Below are 16,449 nucleotides of genomic sequence, written 5' to 3'. Positions count from 1 at the left end.
AGTGTCGCCATAAGATCACCCGATAACTCGACAAATAACTAAACTATAGTTCAAATCACCAAGTTGGCATCACGACCAAATTATGAGACAAAATAGTGGTTCTGGGTCAAATGTTATTGTTTGATACGGATTTATAGGAATAGGATTATTTATTAAATAAAAGTTCAATGAGCTTTCTTGTTTTTAGTGGCACAACGAGGTTGTCTGGATAAATGATGTATAATGCTGTCTTCCATGTATATTTGGATAAAACGCTTAATAGTGCACCATTGTTAATATGGGGTTCAGCTATAAAATCTAATGATACTGTAATTCCAAGGCCTTTAATTGCGAATTCTGACAGTAATAACTCACTGTGTGATTCTATATATGACTCTATATATGGGGAAACCTCATCTGAAATTTCCTGATTGTTGTCTGTAAATGTCCACTTTTTATTAGTTAGGCAATGAGAGTAGTTCATACATCTATGATGAACTAAATCTTGAGGGTGGATGGGTTCACCATGTGTTTTAATATAATCAGGAGATGCCACAACATAAGTTGAAAGGTTTTTTACTTTTCTACATTTATATGAACTGTCTTCAGGTTGGCCTATATAGAAAGCAACATCAAAACCTTCTCCTACTAGGTCACCAATATTATTATCAAAGACAATATCCAAATTAAGGTTTGGGTAAGAGACCATTAATTTGGATATTATATTAGTAACAAATGGGTCATGTTCAAGTACAGGTGGCATTTTTAACCTGAGTTTACCCCTTACTTCTCCTTTTCTATCATCAATATACTCATAGCATTCATTGATACTAGAAAAAATTTTTATACAGTGATTGTAAAGGTAGCGCCCCTCATCGGTTAAGTTAATGGTTCTTGTTGTTCTTTGAATAAGGGTGCAATTTAAACCTTCTTCAAGGAGCTTTATATGTTTGCTAACAACAGATTTAGAAATGTAAAGTTTATCTGCTGCAATAGAAAAAGAATTGTATAAAACCACATTATAAAAGGTTTTTAATAAGTTAAGGTTTAATGAATTCATGTTAATCTCCTTTGTTGCTAATATTATACATATAAATTAATACGTAAAGAGAGAAACGTCTTGTTATTGTTTCCAAGTCGGAAACATATAATTCACTTATGTGGTTCATGAATAGGAGAGCTGATGTTGGAATACCCAAGGAGCGTGGTTTGCCCCCTGAGTATTTTTACCTGATTTAAGAATCAAGGGAGTGAGTGGTTACTGGTTTGTATTCCAGCCAATAGCAATATTGCGATAGCGGATGGTCTGTTTTTTGGGGCCACCTGCTACATGACGATAAGTATCAAAGTTGGAAACGAGTTGCAGCGAAGATAGCTTATCTACAGGTACCAGTTGGTGCTCAACGGTCTCGAATGCTCGGCCTGCGAACTTGTTGGCATTGGGCTTAAAGTAGGTAACATCATTCATGAGGAAATTTAGAGTTCCCTTACCTTCCTCATTCATTGCCATCGTTTGCTTAATGCTGTTCCAGTTACCGGCATTGATATATGGGTTATTTTTATAGTCCAGCCACTTCAAATTAGGGTGTGGTGGATTGGTGAACTTGGCTGACAACCGCTTGTATTTGTTTGTTGAGTAGCGAAGGTCAGACAATAGTGTGTCGTCTTCGTTGAGACGGATACCCGGCAAGTAGATATAGTCACTATTGTTGCCTGCTGCAATATCTTTTTCAATCTGCATATCGTAGGCAAAACAGGCGCCGGTTGGTGTCACGTCACTGCTGATAGGATAGGAGATTTTAAAACCGGTACCGTTGCCCGCATCGGCTGTTGAAGCGGCATTTGCAACATAAGTAACCTGCAGGACAGGTTTGCCGCCATACGTGACAATCGAGATATTATCAACACCAAAATCATAACTTACAGATCCTGAAGGTAAATCGCCCAACTGGGCTGCAATGCCATCAAGAAGCTTTTGTCCTTCAAGTCCAACGAGTTCGGGCAGATCAAGTGCTCGTGTTTTCGTAAAACCATCTGAACAGGCATTCGGTGTTTCCTTTTGTTCTGGCAGCGAGACTTGCTCATCATTCCACCCCAGTATGATGTTTTTGATTTGTATGCGCTGCTCCTGCAGGCTTTGCGGTTGATCTGACTTATGTTTGTAATGACGATATATCTCGAACAGAGCTTTTAGTTTATAAGGGTGATAATCATCAATGATAACGCGATTGTCGACTGGACCTCCAGTTTTGGGCTGTAGAAGGAAACCATTATATAGTGTGCTCAGAGAACCATTGTCGCGTTGTGAAGTAGGATCGTCGGAAGCAACATCATTTGCAACCAACTGTTGTTGAATTTGGTTCCAGTGCCCGGCATTTACCTTGACACCGTTACCGTCAAGCTGTAACTGCTGGTTAAAATAGGTGTTGTCTGTTGGATCCGAATAGCGGGTATTGAGGTAACCATAGCGATCTGTGGTGTATTTATAGGTAAAGCCCGCTCCTGGAGCACTGGCTTTGTTTTCAACCATCGGATCGCCACTGGTTAAACCCGGTAGGAAAATATAGTCTGGGCTTTTCTCAATATTTCTGTAACCCAGCGATGTATTAAGCCGGAGCTTGTAACTGAGCGTTGCTTTTTTAACGAGTCCGTTAGGTAAAGTGATGATAAAGCCAAAACCATTTTTGACCGTATTATCTGATGACGGCTTCCCAACGGCTTCTTTGTCAAGAATGGTTTCAAGGACATATTCACCATCGCTTTCTACAACCTGCAGGTTGACTTGATCCCAGTTTTTATCCCCTGTGCCCCAGCGAGGTGTGACTTTATATGAGGAAGGAGCAAATCCAACGTTTCGTGCAGTGGCACCAAGAGTTGCATTAAGCTGCTTCTCTATACCATGGATAAGCGCGGAGCCGTTTAAACCAGCTAATGATTCCAAATCTAGGCTGGAGATGTGGGTGTAATCTGTCAAATTCGGCTGCAGATCGGCGGGAGCTTCATGGGATGTAGCTCCCGGCTTTTGTGAGGTCTTCCCGCCTGTCGGGCGATCATTAGAGCTGTTGCCGCAGCCAAAGAGCGTCAGTACTACGCTGGCTGTAATGATGCAATAAAATATGGGTTTCATAATTTCACCTAGTGTGATTGATTGTTTTGTTGGTTGTTTGGTATTAAGGTGAAGCTGTAACTGCGTCCACGAAGTCCGTAAAGCCCCGCTTTAATCTGTCCGTCGGAGCCGAGTGAAATCCGCTGCTCGGGATCACTTTCCAGTGAAAATTCACCATCGAGCTTAAATGACACCTTTCCCCAGCTGCGGGTTGGATCTGAGAGAGCAATGGCCCAGGCATCACTGCCGGTTTTAATCATGATTGACATCGGATCATCTGCTATCACTGGGCCTGCCTTGGCCTCATCCCAGAAATTCGCCGCAAACAGCGCAAGCGAGGGGTGTTCAACGGCTTGTACTTTGCCGGTATTGGCTATGACAGTAACGGCAGGCAGGTTGGCAAACTGTGCGGCAGCCACTTCACTGGTATCGGGAAGCAAGGCATAGGCGTAGCTGGTCGTTTGGGCGTGAGGCAGACTCGCCGTGACAAAGCAACCTGAGATAGCCCCTTTATTTTGTCCGATCTCTGACCAGTTGGCTTTCCGGCAGGCACGGGTAACCGAGCCGGACTGGGGCTGCAGCATGATATAGCTCAGGAGGTTACCTTTAGTCGGCAATGAGATATTGATCTGGCGTAACTCACCGTTGAAGTCGGCACCGTTTTCCAATGGCTTACCATTTACTGAAACCTGTGTACTTTCGCTGATTTTCCGGTTTTCCATAGTGGTAAAAGCATTGGCGTCGCTGTGGTTTTGGATGTCTGCTCCCAGTGAGATAACTTCATTGTCGAACATGAACCAGGACTTTTTCGCATGTAGCTGGTTATTCCAGTTGTAGAAGTCCATTCCGGCAATACCGTAGTTACCGAGCTGGCTGCCGCCGACCCATTCGGTATTGCTTTGTCGGCCGTCTCGCTGGACACTGAGCTGGCCGGAACAAGGCTTCCGAACGACATCAAGCGATGTTGTGCCGGGAAGCCGGTAGGCATCTACCAAAGGCCAGTAGCCGGTATAGTGGTCAAGCTGCTGGTTGTAGAGGTAGGTCATGCCATCGGCGGTATGCCACCCCTTGAGGTTTTCACCGTTGATACATTCATAGTTACCTACTCGATCAGAATGCATGGCCAGCGTAAAACTCCATGTAGGCCGGTGATGGACAATCCGATCCATATCGGCAAATTGTTTGTGCTGGTTTCGAGGCGGCAATACCGCAATTCTGGGATCGTTAAGGATCTGCCGGGCCAGTTGGTGAGTACTGAAAAATTTCGGATTGTTGAAGAAGTCGGCAAAGGTATCTTGTTGGATCTGGGTTTTAATCAGTGCTTTTAGCCGACTTTTATACTCTTTCGGAGCGCCGGGAACATAGAGTAGCATCGCATTCAACATGGCATGGCCAACCTTATGGTTTTGGCCGGAAATGCGTGAAATTGCCCGCCCGTTGACCATATCCATCATCCGGCCGTCAATAAGCAGAGGAGCGAAGGCATCCAGTAGTAGGGGATAGATTTTTTGCAGCCCAGGATCGGTTGCCTGCCAGGGGGTATTGGCAACTAAGCCGAGCAGCATGCCAAGGCCTTCAACCATTACTTGGCCGTAGGTGCCGCTGTAGGGCAGATCTTTGTGTTGAATAAAAGAGCCGTCAGGGTAAAAACCGTCTCCTTCGTCAACTAGAGGCAGTACGCTTGACAGGGCGCTTACTGCGCTTTTAATTTCATCTGGATTATTATCTAGAATACCGCGGATCAGAACGATTTGTGCATTGTCAGTCCGGTTACCGCCGGTTGATTCGAACATTAGCGGGCTGGACGAGTAAGGAGCACCATACCCTTCACTTAGGTGAGTCGGACGGGGGACGAAGTAGCGGGAGGTTTCAATATACCGCTTAACCAGTTTTGTCGGTACGTCATCATAGAGGATGACCATGATATTGTTGGCCACGCGACCGATGCCTAACTGCCAGTGCCACCAGTTTCCCCATTCGGCGGCTCCCACATGATAGTAGTGGTGGTTAAGTGTCGTGAGGCTATCAATGAGGGCATCACGAAGCTTTGGGTCTCCTGCCAGTTTGCCGCCGGGCATTTTATAAGCGCGGGCAAGAGTAAAGAGGCGTTTATAGGAGGCATAGAGCTGTGCCCCCAGTTTTAGACGACCATCACCGGAGTCAGCGTCCAACGGGATGTCCTGCCACAATCCGTTTTTTGAAGCTGTCAGGTTTTTCAACCACCCTTCGGCCTGAGTATTAATTTTTGCAACGGCGCGCTTAAGGCCTTGATCAAAAGTCTGAGCGGGATCGCCAAGAAAATAGTTGGCCCAACGACTGCGTAACGTTGCCAAATAGGTAGATTCTGAAATTGCTGAGGTTGTGTCAGTTACTGGAGTTGTCGTAGAAGCCATAGCTGGGAGTACAATGGCACTGCAACAGCTTAGTGCTGAAATTAGAATAGCAAGATTGGAGTGTTTCACTAGCAAGTTCCTTTTGTTTGAATTTGGTCTTGTTGTGAATAATTAGAAAATGCGTTGAATACCTAGCTTGAAAAAGGACTTATCTCGGTCTGGCAACTCGTCTCCCTGGGGAGAGTGTTGGTGTTCAACTTGGTAGTAAGTTTCATAGGTGATGTGCCACTTTCCTGAAATACCAACGTTCCCATATATACCTGCCCGGGAGTAATTGTTGTTTCGGCTTAAGCCCCAGCGCTCTGGGTCGTGATGGGAACGATCGGTGATAATGCGGCCCAGTCCATAGCGGATGAATGGATTTATCGTAGCGCGGCCATATTTCTTTGTGTAAACCAACCTGAATTGCCAGTACTTCACATCGTAGTTATTTTCGAAACTGTCAAATTCGTTATAGAAGTGTGGTCGAATGGCAGAGCCGTCATTGAAGCGGTGCTGCAAACCAAATTCTGCCTCATAGCCCCAGTCAACATAATGTTGTGCAGCAGAATCACTCATTCTTTTTCCGCGGCTGTCGCCGATATACCAGTGTCCGTTAAAAAACAGCTGGTTTTTCTGAGTTAGAAAGTAATCAACTTGAGGGTAAAAGCGGTATTCGGTTTCATGGCGGTCAATATCATAACCGTTATACCTAATGCCAAATCCGGGGCGAAACCGCCATGATCCCCGCCGGATCATTTTTGTGTAATGAAGCTCGAGTCGTTCTGTTATTGAGGTTGTGGTGTTATTCGTAAACAGATCTTCATTTGGATAGATTTTCGTAAATGCACGACCCCAGATATTCCATTTATTATTACTGGGCGAGTGGGAAAAACGTATGTACGGTGTTTCTGAATTCAGGCGCTCATAGTTGTATGTCACTCCTTTGTCTGTCTCGTCGAGGTACTGTTCGTACTCAGCTCCGATCTCGACCCAGCTTCTGGCGAAACTGGGGCCAGGAATCATCATTAGTGATGTACCTAAAAGAACAAATGTGTAAGCACTTCGTTTCATTTGTTACTCTCTGTTATGGGTTGATTAGCTTAAATTCCTTTGAACAGTGAGGTCAGGTTGATAGAGTGCATTGATTTGCACTCAATGTTTCATATGCTCTCATTTCATCTCAATTGTTGCCATTTTATTTCGTTTGCTATGCTTGATCAATGCGTTGACATTGACAACCAGATGTTGATTATGTTGTTTTTTTTTGATGAATGGGTCACATTTCCTTCCATTTTTCTATGCACCCAAATGGTTATAGGGGCAACAGTGCAGTTGAGCAGCTTCTAGAGCGGGAGCTATTTAAGCTATTGTTTTTAATGGATGGTGTGGCTTGGTCTTTTTGTGTCTTTTGGGGAACAAATAGTTATTGCATGTCAATTAATTACTGGTTGGTAATGCTGACGTGACTGTATAAAGCAGGTATCATTAGTGGTTGGTTTCAAGTTTAAAATGTGAGTTATGTTAAACTAATCACAAAAGACAGTTGATTGTTTTAACATCAAGATTAAAATGGCGGCAAATAAAATCAATTGACGATTAGTGATAAAATTTGTCAGGTTTTGTAGATGTCGCGACCTCCGGAGAGCATCATATGAAAAGTGCTATTGAGCGACGAATGGAGATCGCTAATATTGTTGGCTTGCAAGGAAAAGCTTATGTAGAGGAACTGTCGAAATTGTTTAATGTTTCCGGTTCTACTATCCGGGCAGATCTGCGGTTTTTAGAGCAAGGCGGTTTTATTATCCGCTCCCATGGCGTAGCCATTATTAATAAAGGCCCGGTATCTAAATTTGCCACAAAACCTCATGCTGATTTTACTCAAGTGCAGAGTGAGAGATCGTCTGCTGCTGAGTTTGAGAAGGGGGAAAAGCATGATTTGTCCTTTATCGACTCAATCGGTGGGATCCTTCAGACATTACTGAAATCGAATGATACTGTGTTTATGGATGGCCATGACATGATTCGGCAAGCCATGAAAGCGGTGCCTGATTTAGGTCCTGTGGTGGTTATGACCAATGACATAAATCTGATGAGTAACTTGATACACCATAAGAATATAAAAGTTATCATGCCGGGCGGGATTGTCGAACCAGAGAGCATGAAATTTGTTGGCTCACAAGTCCTTAGCAATCTTAAAAGGTATAGGTTTAACAAGTCAGTTATCAAAGTTGATGGATTTAATAAAAAACTTGGTTTTTTTGCAAAGTCAGAGTTTGAGGCCGATATGGTGAAGCTGCTGTGTGAGCTATCTGAAGAAGTTATTGTCGTGACTGAGTCGAAACAACTGACCTCCAGTAGTACATTTTGGATAGGTGACATTGACATCATTGATACATTGATAACAGATCAAGGGATTAGTCAGGACCATATCGATTATTTTGAAACTAACTCTGTAAAAGTGATCATGTCAAAAGAGTAATAATTTACAATGTCACATATTATTAATGCTCGAGCTGGCTTTTCTATAACAGTGCTTTTATTAAAGTCTGTGTTGTTATAAAACATGGAAATGTTCGATAGCTTACGTTTGGTGGGTATTTTATCGGCTGTTCAACACATGACTGAAAGCACAGGAGAGATAGTTTTAATATCACTAAAGTGTTAGCTTATTAGCAGGAATTTAGTTATGTTTGAAGCACTACTTGTTGGACTTTGGGCTATGTTGTGTGGCATTGATAAATACGATGTTGCACTGAATATACACCGCCCGTTAATTACAGGCCCTGTCGTAGGTCTTATTATGGGGGATGTGCAAACAGGTCTTATTGCGGGCGCGACAATGGAATTAGCCTGGCTTGGATTAGTCCCTAATGCTGGTTCCCAGCCGCCAGATGTAAACATCGGGGCTATTGCCGGTACAGCATTTGCTATTAAGCTGGGTATCTCACCAGAGGCATCACTTGGGATAGCCATTCCATTTGCAATGGCAATGCAGGCATTGCTTATTTTCCTGTTCACATCTTTTGCTCCTGTAATGCAAAAATGTGATAAATATGCAGAGCGAGGTGATACTCAAGGTATTGATAATATGTTGTACCTTGGTTTGGGGCTACGTTCACTTCTGTTTGGTATAGTGGCATTTGCATCTGTTTACTATGGTACGGCGGGGGCTGATTTTATTGTTCAGTATTTACCTCAAGATATTATTGACGGTATGGCTGTAGCTGGTCGCATGATGCCAGCAGTTGGTTTTGCGATGCTTCTTCGCACTATGTTTAATGTTAAGTTGCTGCCTTACTTCTTCTTGGGTTTTATATTGACGACCTATCTGAATCTACCGATTATTGCGATTGCTATTACTTTCCTTTGTCTTGCGATTTTGGATTTCTATCAACAAGAAAAGAAAGAAGGCGGAAATTCGTCTTATTCAGATAACATAGGGACAATTAATGATGAGCTCTAATGTTGAACTGTTAGAACAAACTTTTCCTCATATTGAAAATAAAAATATCATATTGAATGATGATGTTGATGCCTATCAAGATAAAGAAGTCAGGAAAGTTATAACAAAACGCGACTTATGGAAAATTGGTTTCCGTGGCTTATTTATGGAAGGTAATTTTAACTATGAGCGTATGCAGGCTGGTGGCTTTTGTTTTTCGATGATCCCGGCATTGAAAAAAATACATAGCAACCCAGAAGACTTAGCCAAATCGCTAAAGAACAATATGGCATTTTATAATGCTCACCCGAAACTGTTCACCTTTCCTCTTGGCCTTAGTATTGCCATGGAGGAGAATAAGGAAAAACCATCGACCATTAATTCGGTAAAAGCCGCAACAATGGGGCCGACAGGCGGCATTGGTGATGCTATTGATCATATGACAATGATGCCCCTTACCTTGGGTATTGGTGCGGCGATATCACTTCAGGGGAGTATTGCCGGACCATTTGTGTTCTTTGCGTTATATCAGTTTTATCACTTCTTTGTTTATTTCTGGTTGCTATTCTTCGGCTATAAATCAGGCGTCGCAGCGTTAGATAAACTTTCAGCACAAGCTGAAAAGCTGGGACGCTCGGCAAATATTATTGGTCTTGGTGTACTTGGGGCCATGTCGGCAAGTTTTGTCCGAATATCAACGCCGCTTGTTATTCATGCAGGTGAAGCGAAAGTATCAGTTCAGACTGACCTGTTTGATAAAATTATGCCGAATATTTTGCCGTTAACCTTTGTCTGGATTATGTTCTATTTGGTACAGAAAGGTAAATCACCCAGCAAGCTGATTTTCATCACACTGGCTGCAGGTATTACTGGTCGGTTGGTTGGCGTTTTCTAAATGATAACCGGGTTGTAATAATACTAAACGGATGATAACTGTTTTATTGAAGCAGATTATTGTCTAGTTTGGTATCAGCTCGGTAATACAAAGGGTCATGGCGTGATGTGCCTGTTGCCTTGTCATGCCTTTTTTCTGATTTAGATAAAGCAAAAGTTTTGCGACTTTGTTGCTTTTTCGAATATTCCTTTTCTCCTCAGCTTTCTTCTCTGTTCGTTCAACCTACTAAAATCCTTGTGTAATATTTTGCTTAGAGTCCTAGACCGGAGCTTCCCTGCGGTTCATAAATATTTTGAACGCAGTAGTCTTAAAATTCCTGTATTTAACGCTGATTGCTTAAATTGTTCTTCTGGTAACAAAGATTAGACTGGAAGTGCCTATTTTACAGGGGCCGTCCAATGCTCTCGAACAGCGAGTATTTTCTTAGCTATATATGAAATACCAATCCTTTTCCTAACGAGTGTTGTGATTCTTCATGTTTTGCCACTTGTTATTACTTTTACTCGTTTACGTTTATTTGCCTGGTGTGCTGATATCGGCAGGCAGCCATGAGTAATCATGATGTTGCTCTAATTTGATAAATAGGTCAAATATTTACTTTCCTGACGAATCGAAATAATGAGTAGCTGGCTGCGAGATGTTTTGCTAGTCAACTAAGTCATTGTTTTAAATCTCTTTGTAGTTGCTGTTTTTTATTTGCTGAGGGTTGTCGGTTGCCTGTCAATTAGGGGTAGGTGTTGCTGACGAGGATCTGTAAAGCTGACTTCACGGGAGGTTAGATTCTCGTTGAATTTGTGAGTTTTATCAAATTTATAACACAAAGCGATTGATCGTTTTAGCAGGGCGATTAAATATGAGTGCAAATGAAAGCAAATGGCAGGTTGTGGGAGTGTTGTTTGATTTGGTAGGTTTCATGATCTCAGAAGAGGTTAGCATGAAAAAGTCAGTTAAGAGCACCAGACAGTTTTAAGACCGATGTTGTCATTGCTTTCTGTTCAAAAGTAACGAAGGGGGCGTGAACGACGATTTAGCCCCATCAATTCGTAAATTTGTAATTCAAGATAAGTAAAGAGGTTGGACATTATGACAGCACCAAACATTGTCTGGACGCGTATCGATGAACGCTTGCTTCACGGCCAGATCCGTATTACCTGGGGTAAGCACACAGAAGCCAATTTGATCCTTGTTGCCAATGACGAAGCGGCAGACGGACCGAATGCCGCTTTTATGCAGGCAGGCATGAAAGCCTCGGCCGGTGGTGAATATGCAGTTCGCTTTTTCAGCATTCAGAAAACCATCAATGTGATCGGTAAGGCTTCGCCGAAGCAGAAGATTTTTATTTTGTGTAATAACCCGACAGATGTTGCCCGTTTAGTTGAAGGAGGTGTGCCTATTACGCACTGCAATGTGGGCAACATGCACTTCCATGAAGGCAAACGACAGATTGCCAAGACTGTTTCGGTTGACGACAAAGATCTGAATGCCTTTGAACACATGGTTGAGCGCGGTGTGACATGCACGGTGCAGAACACGCCGGATCAAGCAGAGGTAAACGTGCTTGAACTTGCCATGACAACGGCATAAACCGCGCCATTCTCACGGTAAACAGAGATTTTAAAAGGAATAAATCATGTTTTTTGAAGCTTCGCTTGTCGCAATATGGGCGTTCTTCTGTGGTATCGATAAATTTGATGTCGCGCTGAACATTCACCGCCCGTTGATCACTGGCCCAGTTGTCGGCCTGATCATGGGTGATATGCAAATTGGCCTGATTGCCGGTGCCACCCTGGAATTGGCTTGGTTAGGCTTGGTGCCTAACGCCGGTGCTCAGCCGCCTGATGTCACCATGGGTACGATTGCTGCAGTGGCTTTTGCGGTAATGACTGGCCAGTCAGCAGAAGTGGCAATGGGCGTGGGGATGCCTATCGCGGTTCTGATGCAGATGCTGATTATCGGTTTCTTTGCAGTGACATCTTTCACCATGGGCAAGGCGGACGAATTTGCCGAGCAAGGTGATGCAGGCGGTATCGATCGGCTACTGATAACCACTATCTCTCTACGTTCTTTGTTATACGCCTCAGTAGCTTTTGCAACCGTCTATTTCGGTGAACATGCGGCATCCTGGATTGACGAAAATGCACCAAAAGTACTGCTGGAAGGTCTGGGCATCGGTGCCAAGATGGTTCCTGCTATCGGTTTTGCCATGTTGCTTAAAATTATGTGGTCGAAAGAAGTGGCTGGCATATTCTTTATCGGCTTCGTAATGACCACTTACCTGAAACTGCCAATCATGGCGGTAGCAATCCTGGGCGCAGCCGCAGCAGCACTTTACTTCTTTTTCAGTGCAACTAATGGAACTTCAAACAATCAAGTCGAGGAATTCGAAGATGGCATCTGATATCACAGCAGGCACTCTAGCCAGTAAGAATACAAAGGTTCACGAAAGTCTGGTTGATGATATTGATTCATACGAAGACACCACGCCGCGCAAGGTTATTACCAAAAAAGATTTATGGCTTTGTGCAATCCGTGGCCTGTTCATGGAAGGTAACTTTAACTTCGAACGTATGCAGGCGGGTGGTTTTGCCTACTCAATTATTCCGGCACTGAAGAAGATCCACGGCAACAACAAGCGTGATCTGGCCAAGGCGCTGAAGAACCACCTGCAGTTCTTCAATGCTAGCCCTAAGCTGTTCACCTTCCTGCTCGGTACCGCCGTCGCGATGGAAGAGAACAAGGAAAAGCCGTCTACGGTCAACGTAATGAAAGTGGCCGGCATGGGGCCGACTGGTGGTATCGGTGATGCTATTGACCACATGACCCTGATGCCGCTGACACTGGCGCTGGGTGCTTCGATTGCGATGGATGGGTCGATTGCCGGTCCGTTTGTGTTCTTCTTTCTGTACCAGATTGTCCACTTCGCGGTGTACTTCGGCCTGATGTTTATGGGTTACAAAGCCGGTACCGCAGCCATGGTCAACATGAGTGATGCGACTGAGAAGCTGGCAAAAGCGGCCAATATAATGGGTATCTTTGTTATCGGGGCGCTCTCGGCCTCCTTTATTCGGGTGCAGACCACCGCATCGCTCGAGTTGGGCGGTAAGGTCGTCGAACTGCAAAGCGCCTTGTTTGACAAGATCATGCCGAACCTGCTGCCGCTGGCACTGGTGTTCTTCATGTTTAAGATGGTGAAGGGGACTGGATTCTGGGCCAAGCCGCCGGTGCTTATCTTCTCAACCTTGGGCGCAGGGGTTGTTGGTCACTTTTTCGGCATCCTTTAACGGGCTCTCTTTATTCAGAATCTGAGGGGCACAAACGCCCCTCTTCAAGGAGATTTTCATGATCGGTATTGTTGTTTCCGGCCATATAAATTTTGCGACAGGTATCCAGTCAGCCGTTAATGCCATTGCTGGAGAGCAAGAGCAAATGCGTTTTATCGATTTTGTCGAATCGATGTCGACAGATGAGCTTGAAGAAGTGCTGAGCCAAGCGGCCAAAGAAGTGGATTCGGGCGAAGGCGTGCTGTTCCTGACGGATATTCCAGGCGGCTCACCGGCCAACCGTGCTCTGAATATCATGCTCAATACAGAAAATGTTGAATTGATTGCAGGGGTAAATTTGCCGCTAGTGGCCAATGCCGCGTTTGAGCGTGATGGTGTTTCTTTATCGGAGCTGGTGGAAACCTTGCTGGAGATCGGCACATCTTGCATGAATGATATGCGTAAAGAATTAGAAAAAGTGATGGCATCAGAGCCAGAGCTTGATTGTAAAGGCGGGCTATAACTCATGAAGTTCCGTTGTCGGTGATTGTGCAAGGCACGCTTATTCGGGGGAGTTGGCCATTTAACAATGGTTGAGCCCCAAGAAAATATTGAAATAAAGAGGTTTTATCAATGGATGTTCGTCAACCAATTCATAGTGATCACGCTAAGCAGCTTGATACAGCAGGACTGCGCAAAGAGTTTCTGATTGATGATATGTTTCAGGCAGGTCAAATTCAGCTGACCTACAGCCATATCGATCGCATTATTGTCGGTGGCGCGGTACCAACCAGCCACTCCCTTGCGTTGGAAGCCGGTAAAGAAATCGGTGCCGAGTTCTTCCTTGAGCGACGTGAACTGGGTGTGATCAATATTGGTGAGCCTGGTCTGGTTATCGTTGACGGTGAAACATTTGAAATTGGTTCTCGTGAAGCGCTGTATGTGGGGCAGGGTGCCAAGGACGTGAAATTTGAAAATGTAGTAGCGGACAAGCCTGCCCGTTTCTACATTAACAGCGCACCGGCCCACATGACTTATCCAACCCGTAAGATAACCCGCGAAGATGCGGCACCGGAAACCCTGGGCAGCACGGAAAACTGCAACGTGCGCACTATCTATAAGTACCTTCATCCAACGGTGCTGCCGACCTGCCAGCTTTTGATGGGGATGACTGAACTGGCTCCGGGCAGTTTGTGGAACACCATGCCTTGCCACACCCATGAACGCCGCATGGAAGTGTACCTGTACTTTGATATTACTGCTGACAATGTGGTTTTCCACTACATGGGCGAACCACAAGAGACTCGTCATCTGGTGGTGCGTAACGAGCAGGCTGTGATTAGCCCAAGCTGGTCAATTCACTCAGGCGTAGGTACTTCTGCATACACATTTATCTGGGGCATGGTGGGTGAAAATCAGACATTCCATGACATGGACGGTGTTGATATGAGTGAGCTTAAATAGCTTCAAATGATTACAGCGGCACGGCTGATGATCCCCCTCATCAACCGGACAGCCCATTAGTCAGGTTTATGCCGTGCCGCTCCCTATAAGGAAATTCTATGAAACAGTTTGATTTGACAGGAAAAGTAGCCATGGTTACTGGTTGCAATACCGGTCTTGGTCAGGGCATGGCTTTGGGGTTAGCCAAAGCCGGTGCCGATATTGTCGGCGTCGGCCACATCCCGGCCCCGGAAACCCAGCAGCAGGTTGAGGCTCTGGGCCGTAAGTTTCACTACATCACCGCCAACCTGATGGCGCAGGAAGGTCTGGGGCAACTGGTTGCTGAGGCTGTCGAGGTGATGGGGCAGGTGGATATCCTGGTCAACAATGCCGGTATCATCCGTCGTGAAGATATCCTGAAATTTTCGGAAAAAGACTGGGATGAAGTCATCAACATCAACCAGAAGACCGTATTCTTCCTGTCTCAGGCCGTAGCCAAACAGTTCGTCAAACAGGGCAACGGCGGCAAAATTATCAATATTGCATCGATGTTGTCTTATCAGGGCGGTATCCGTGTACCTTCTTACACCGCCAGTAAGTCTGCGGTGATGGGCCTGACCCGAGCGCTGGCCACCGAGCTTGCCGAGCACAAGATCAATGTTAATGCGATTGCACCGGGCTACATGGCAACAGATAACACTGCGCAGTTACGTGCCGATCAAGCACGAAATGCAGCAATTCTGGAGCGAATTCCTGCTAACCGTTGGGGATTGCCTTCGGATCTGGAAGGTCCTGTTGTGTTTCTGGCTTCAAGTGCCAGTGACTATGTTAATGGCTATACCTTAGCCGTGGATGGTGGCTGGTTGGCCCGTTAACAAAGGTGACAATAATGGAAAAGAGCAGTGTTTATCAAATCATGAAGCGGGTTTATCTTTGGCAGCTTGCCAATCGTACTCGCTATGTCACTCGTAGCTCGGGCAAGAAGCGCTTTCTCAAGGCAACAGATTGGGAGCGTGGTGTTTTTTGGGCATCGGTAGCTACTGCCTGGCAGGTTACTGGTGATGAGGATTATTTATCAGGCTTGATGGATTATTCCCTCAATACCGGCTTTCGCTCCGGCCCTCTGCCTCGTTTTGCGGACGACCATGTTTGCATACAGGCCTATCTGCCGCTGTATCCGGTTGTTGATATTCCGGAAGCTGTGGAATATGCAGGCAAGGCGCTGGATATTATGCTTGACGAGCCTAAGCCAGGGCGTGAGGACTGGTGGTGGTGTGATTCTTTGTTTATGGCGCCTCCTGTTTTCGCTGGCATGGCAGCCCAGACCGGAAACCGAGCATATCTCGATTATATGGACAAAGCATGGTGGGATGCTGTTGATCATTTGTTTGATCCGGAAAGCGGCCTTTACTTTCGTGACCAGCGATATATCCCTGATGGAAAGGGAAACGAGCTGCGCGAAGCCAACGGTGAAAAAGTATTCTGGAGTCGGGGTATTGGCTGGGTACTGGCTGCCGTTCCTCGTATTATGGCTTATATGCCTGAAGATTTTCCTTCCAGAAATCAATATTTGGCTATGTTTACTGCATTGGCTAAAGAGGTGATCAAATATCAACATGAGGATGGATTCTGGCGTGCAAGCCTGTCAGATCCGGACTCTTTCCCAGCGCCTGAGTCTAGCGCCACTGCTTTATTCTGCTACGGGTTGGCGTGGGGAATCCGTCATGGCTATTTAGAGCGCGATATTTACCTGCCAGCAGTCAACAAGGCATGGGTAGCATTGGAATCTGCGGTACATGATGATGGCATGATTGGCTGGGTTCAGCTTCCTGCTTTCAATCCGAGAGATGTTAAGTTCGAGCACAATATTGATTACGGGGCTGGTGCCTTCCTGCTGGCTGCCAGTGAAATGTGTCAGCTAGATACTTAACCAGTACGTGATAATAAAC

General features: G+C 45.1%; 14 protein-coding genes. 10 read left to right on the top strand and 4 right to left on the bottom strand.

Annotated features, from left to right (window positions below):
* Positions 1–145: 145 nt before the first annotated feature.
* The 4 genes from Q0852_RS16690 to Q0852_RS16675 form a co-directional block, all read right to left on the bottom strand.
* Positions 146–1,039, bottom strand: coding sequence for a LysR family transcriptional regulator (locus Q0852_RS16690; protein ID WP_299019840.1), 894 nt, complete (start codon positions 1,037–1,039; stop codon positions 146–148).
* Between the two features lie 198 nt (positions 1,040–1,237).
* Positions 1,238–3,106, bottom strand: coding sequence for a hypothetical protein (locus Q0852_RS16685; RefSeq protein WP_299019838.1), 1,869 nt, complete (start codon positions 3,104–3,106; stop codon positions 1,238–1,240).
* A gap of 8 nt (positions 3,107–3,114) precedes the next feature.
* Positions 3,115–5,547: a polysaccharide lyase 8 family protein gene (locus tag Q0852_RS16680; RefSeq protein ID WP_299019836.1), complete on the bottom strand. Its 2,433-nt coding sequence runs from the start codon at positions 5,545–5,547 to the stop codon at positions 3,115–3,117.
* Positions 5,548–5,589: 42 nt separating this feature from the next.
* Positions 5,590–6,531 carry a hypothetical protein gene (locus Q0852_RS16675; RefSeq protein WP_299019834.1) on the bottom strand — a complete coding sequence of 314 codons (942 nt, stop codon included), beginning with the start codon at positions 6,529–6,531 and terminating at the stop codon, positions 5,590–5,592.
* 580 nt (positions 6,532–7,111) lie between these two features.
* On the opposite strand from Q0852_RS16675, the gene Q0852_RS16670 reads away from it, so the two are divergent.
* From Q0852_RS16670 to Q0852_RS16625, 10 genes are all read left to right on the top strand, one after another.
* The gene (locus tag Q0852_RS16670) at positions 7,112–7,939 is read left to right on the top strand and encodes a DeoR/GlpR family DNA-binding transcription regulator (protein ID WP_299019833.1); all 828 of its coding nucleotides are present in this window, start codon (positions 7,112–7,114) and stop codon (positions 7,937–7,939) included.
* Positions 7,940–8,146: 207 nt separating this feature from the next.
* Positions 8,147–8,923 (top strand): PTS N-acetylgalactosamine transporter subunit IIC, encoded by a 777-nt coding sequence (gene agaW, locus Q0852_RS16665; RefSeq protein WP_299019831.1) that lies wholly within the window; start codon positions 8,147–8,149, stop codon positions 8,921–8,923.
* Positions 8,910–9,797, top strand: coding sequence for a PTS system mannose/fructose/sorbose family transporter subunit IID (locus Q0852_RS16660; RefSeq protein WP_299019829.1), 888 nt, complete (start codon positions 8,910–8,912; stop codon positions 9,795–9,797). Before agaW (Q0852_RS16665) ends, Q0852_RS16660 begins: the two co-directional genes overlap by 14 nt.
* Positions 9,798–10,880: 1,083 nt before the next feature.
* Entirely contained in the window at positions 10,881–11,381 is a 501-nt protein-coding gene (locus tag Q0852_RS16655; protein WP_299019827.1) for a PTS system mannose/fructose/N-acetylgalactosamine-transporter subunit IIB, read from the top strand.
* Between the two features lie 46 nt (positions 11,382–11,427).
* Positions 11,428–12,195, top strand: coding sequence for a PTS N-acetylgalactosamine transporter subunit IIC (gene agaW / locus Q0852_RS16650; protein WP_299019825.1), 768 nt, complete (start codon positions 11,428–11,430; stop codon positions 12,193–12,195).
* Positions 12,185–13,078 (top strand): PTS system mannose/fructose/sorbose family transporter subunit IID, encoded by an 894-nt coding sequence (locus tag Q0852_RS16645; protein WP_299019823.1) that lies wholly within the window; start codon positions 12,185–12,187, stop codon positions 13,076–13,078. The genes agaW (Q0852_RS16650) and Q0852_RS16645 overlap by 11 nt, the downstream gene beginning before the upstream one ends.
* Before the next feature lie 58 nt (positions 13,079–13,136).
* Entirely contained in the window at positions 13,137–13,580 is a 444-nt protein-coding gene (gene agaF / locus Q0852_RS16640; protein WP_299019821.1) for a PTS galactosamine/N-acetylgalactosamine transporter subunit IIA, read from the top strand.
* Positions 13,581–13,690: 110 nt separating this feature from the next.
* Entirely contained in the window at positions 13,691–14,521 is an 831-nt protein-coding gene (gene kduI / locus Q0852_RS16635) for a 5-dehydro-4-deoxy-D-glucuronate isomerase (protein WP_299019820.1), read from the top strand.
* Positions 14,522–14,619: 98 nt separating this feature from the next.
* On the top strand, positions 14,620–15,375 hold the full coding sequence (gene kduD / locus Q0852_RS16630) for a 2-dehydro-3-deoxy-D-gluconate 5-dehydrogenase KduD (RefSeq protein ID WP_299019818.1): 756 nt from the start codon (positions 14,620–14,622) through the stop codon (positions 15,373–15,375).
* A gap of 14 nt (positions 15,376–15,389) precedes the next feature.
* The gene (locus Q0852_RS16625; RefSeq protein ID WP_299019816.1) at positions 15,390–16,430 is read left to right on the top strand and encodes a glycoside hydrolase family 88 protein; all 1,041 of its coding nucleotides are present in this window, start codon (positions 15,390–15,392) and stop codon (positions 16,428–16,430) included.
* Positions 16,431–16,449 lie beyond the last annotated feature (19 nt).

The sequence above is a fragment of the uncultured Photobacterium sp. genome (assembly GCF_947502415.1).
Classification (GTDB): Bacteria; Pseudomonadota; Gammaproteobacteria; order Enterobacterales; family Vibrionaceae; genus Photobacterium.
This window is presented reverse-complemented; position numbering and strand designations above follow the sequence as displayed.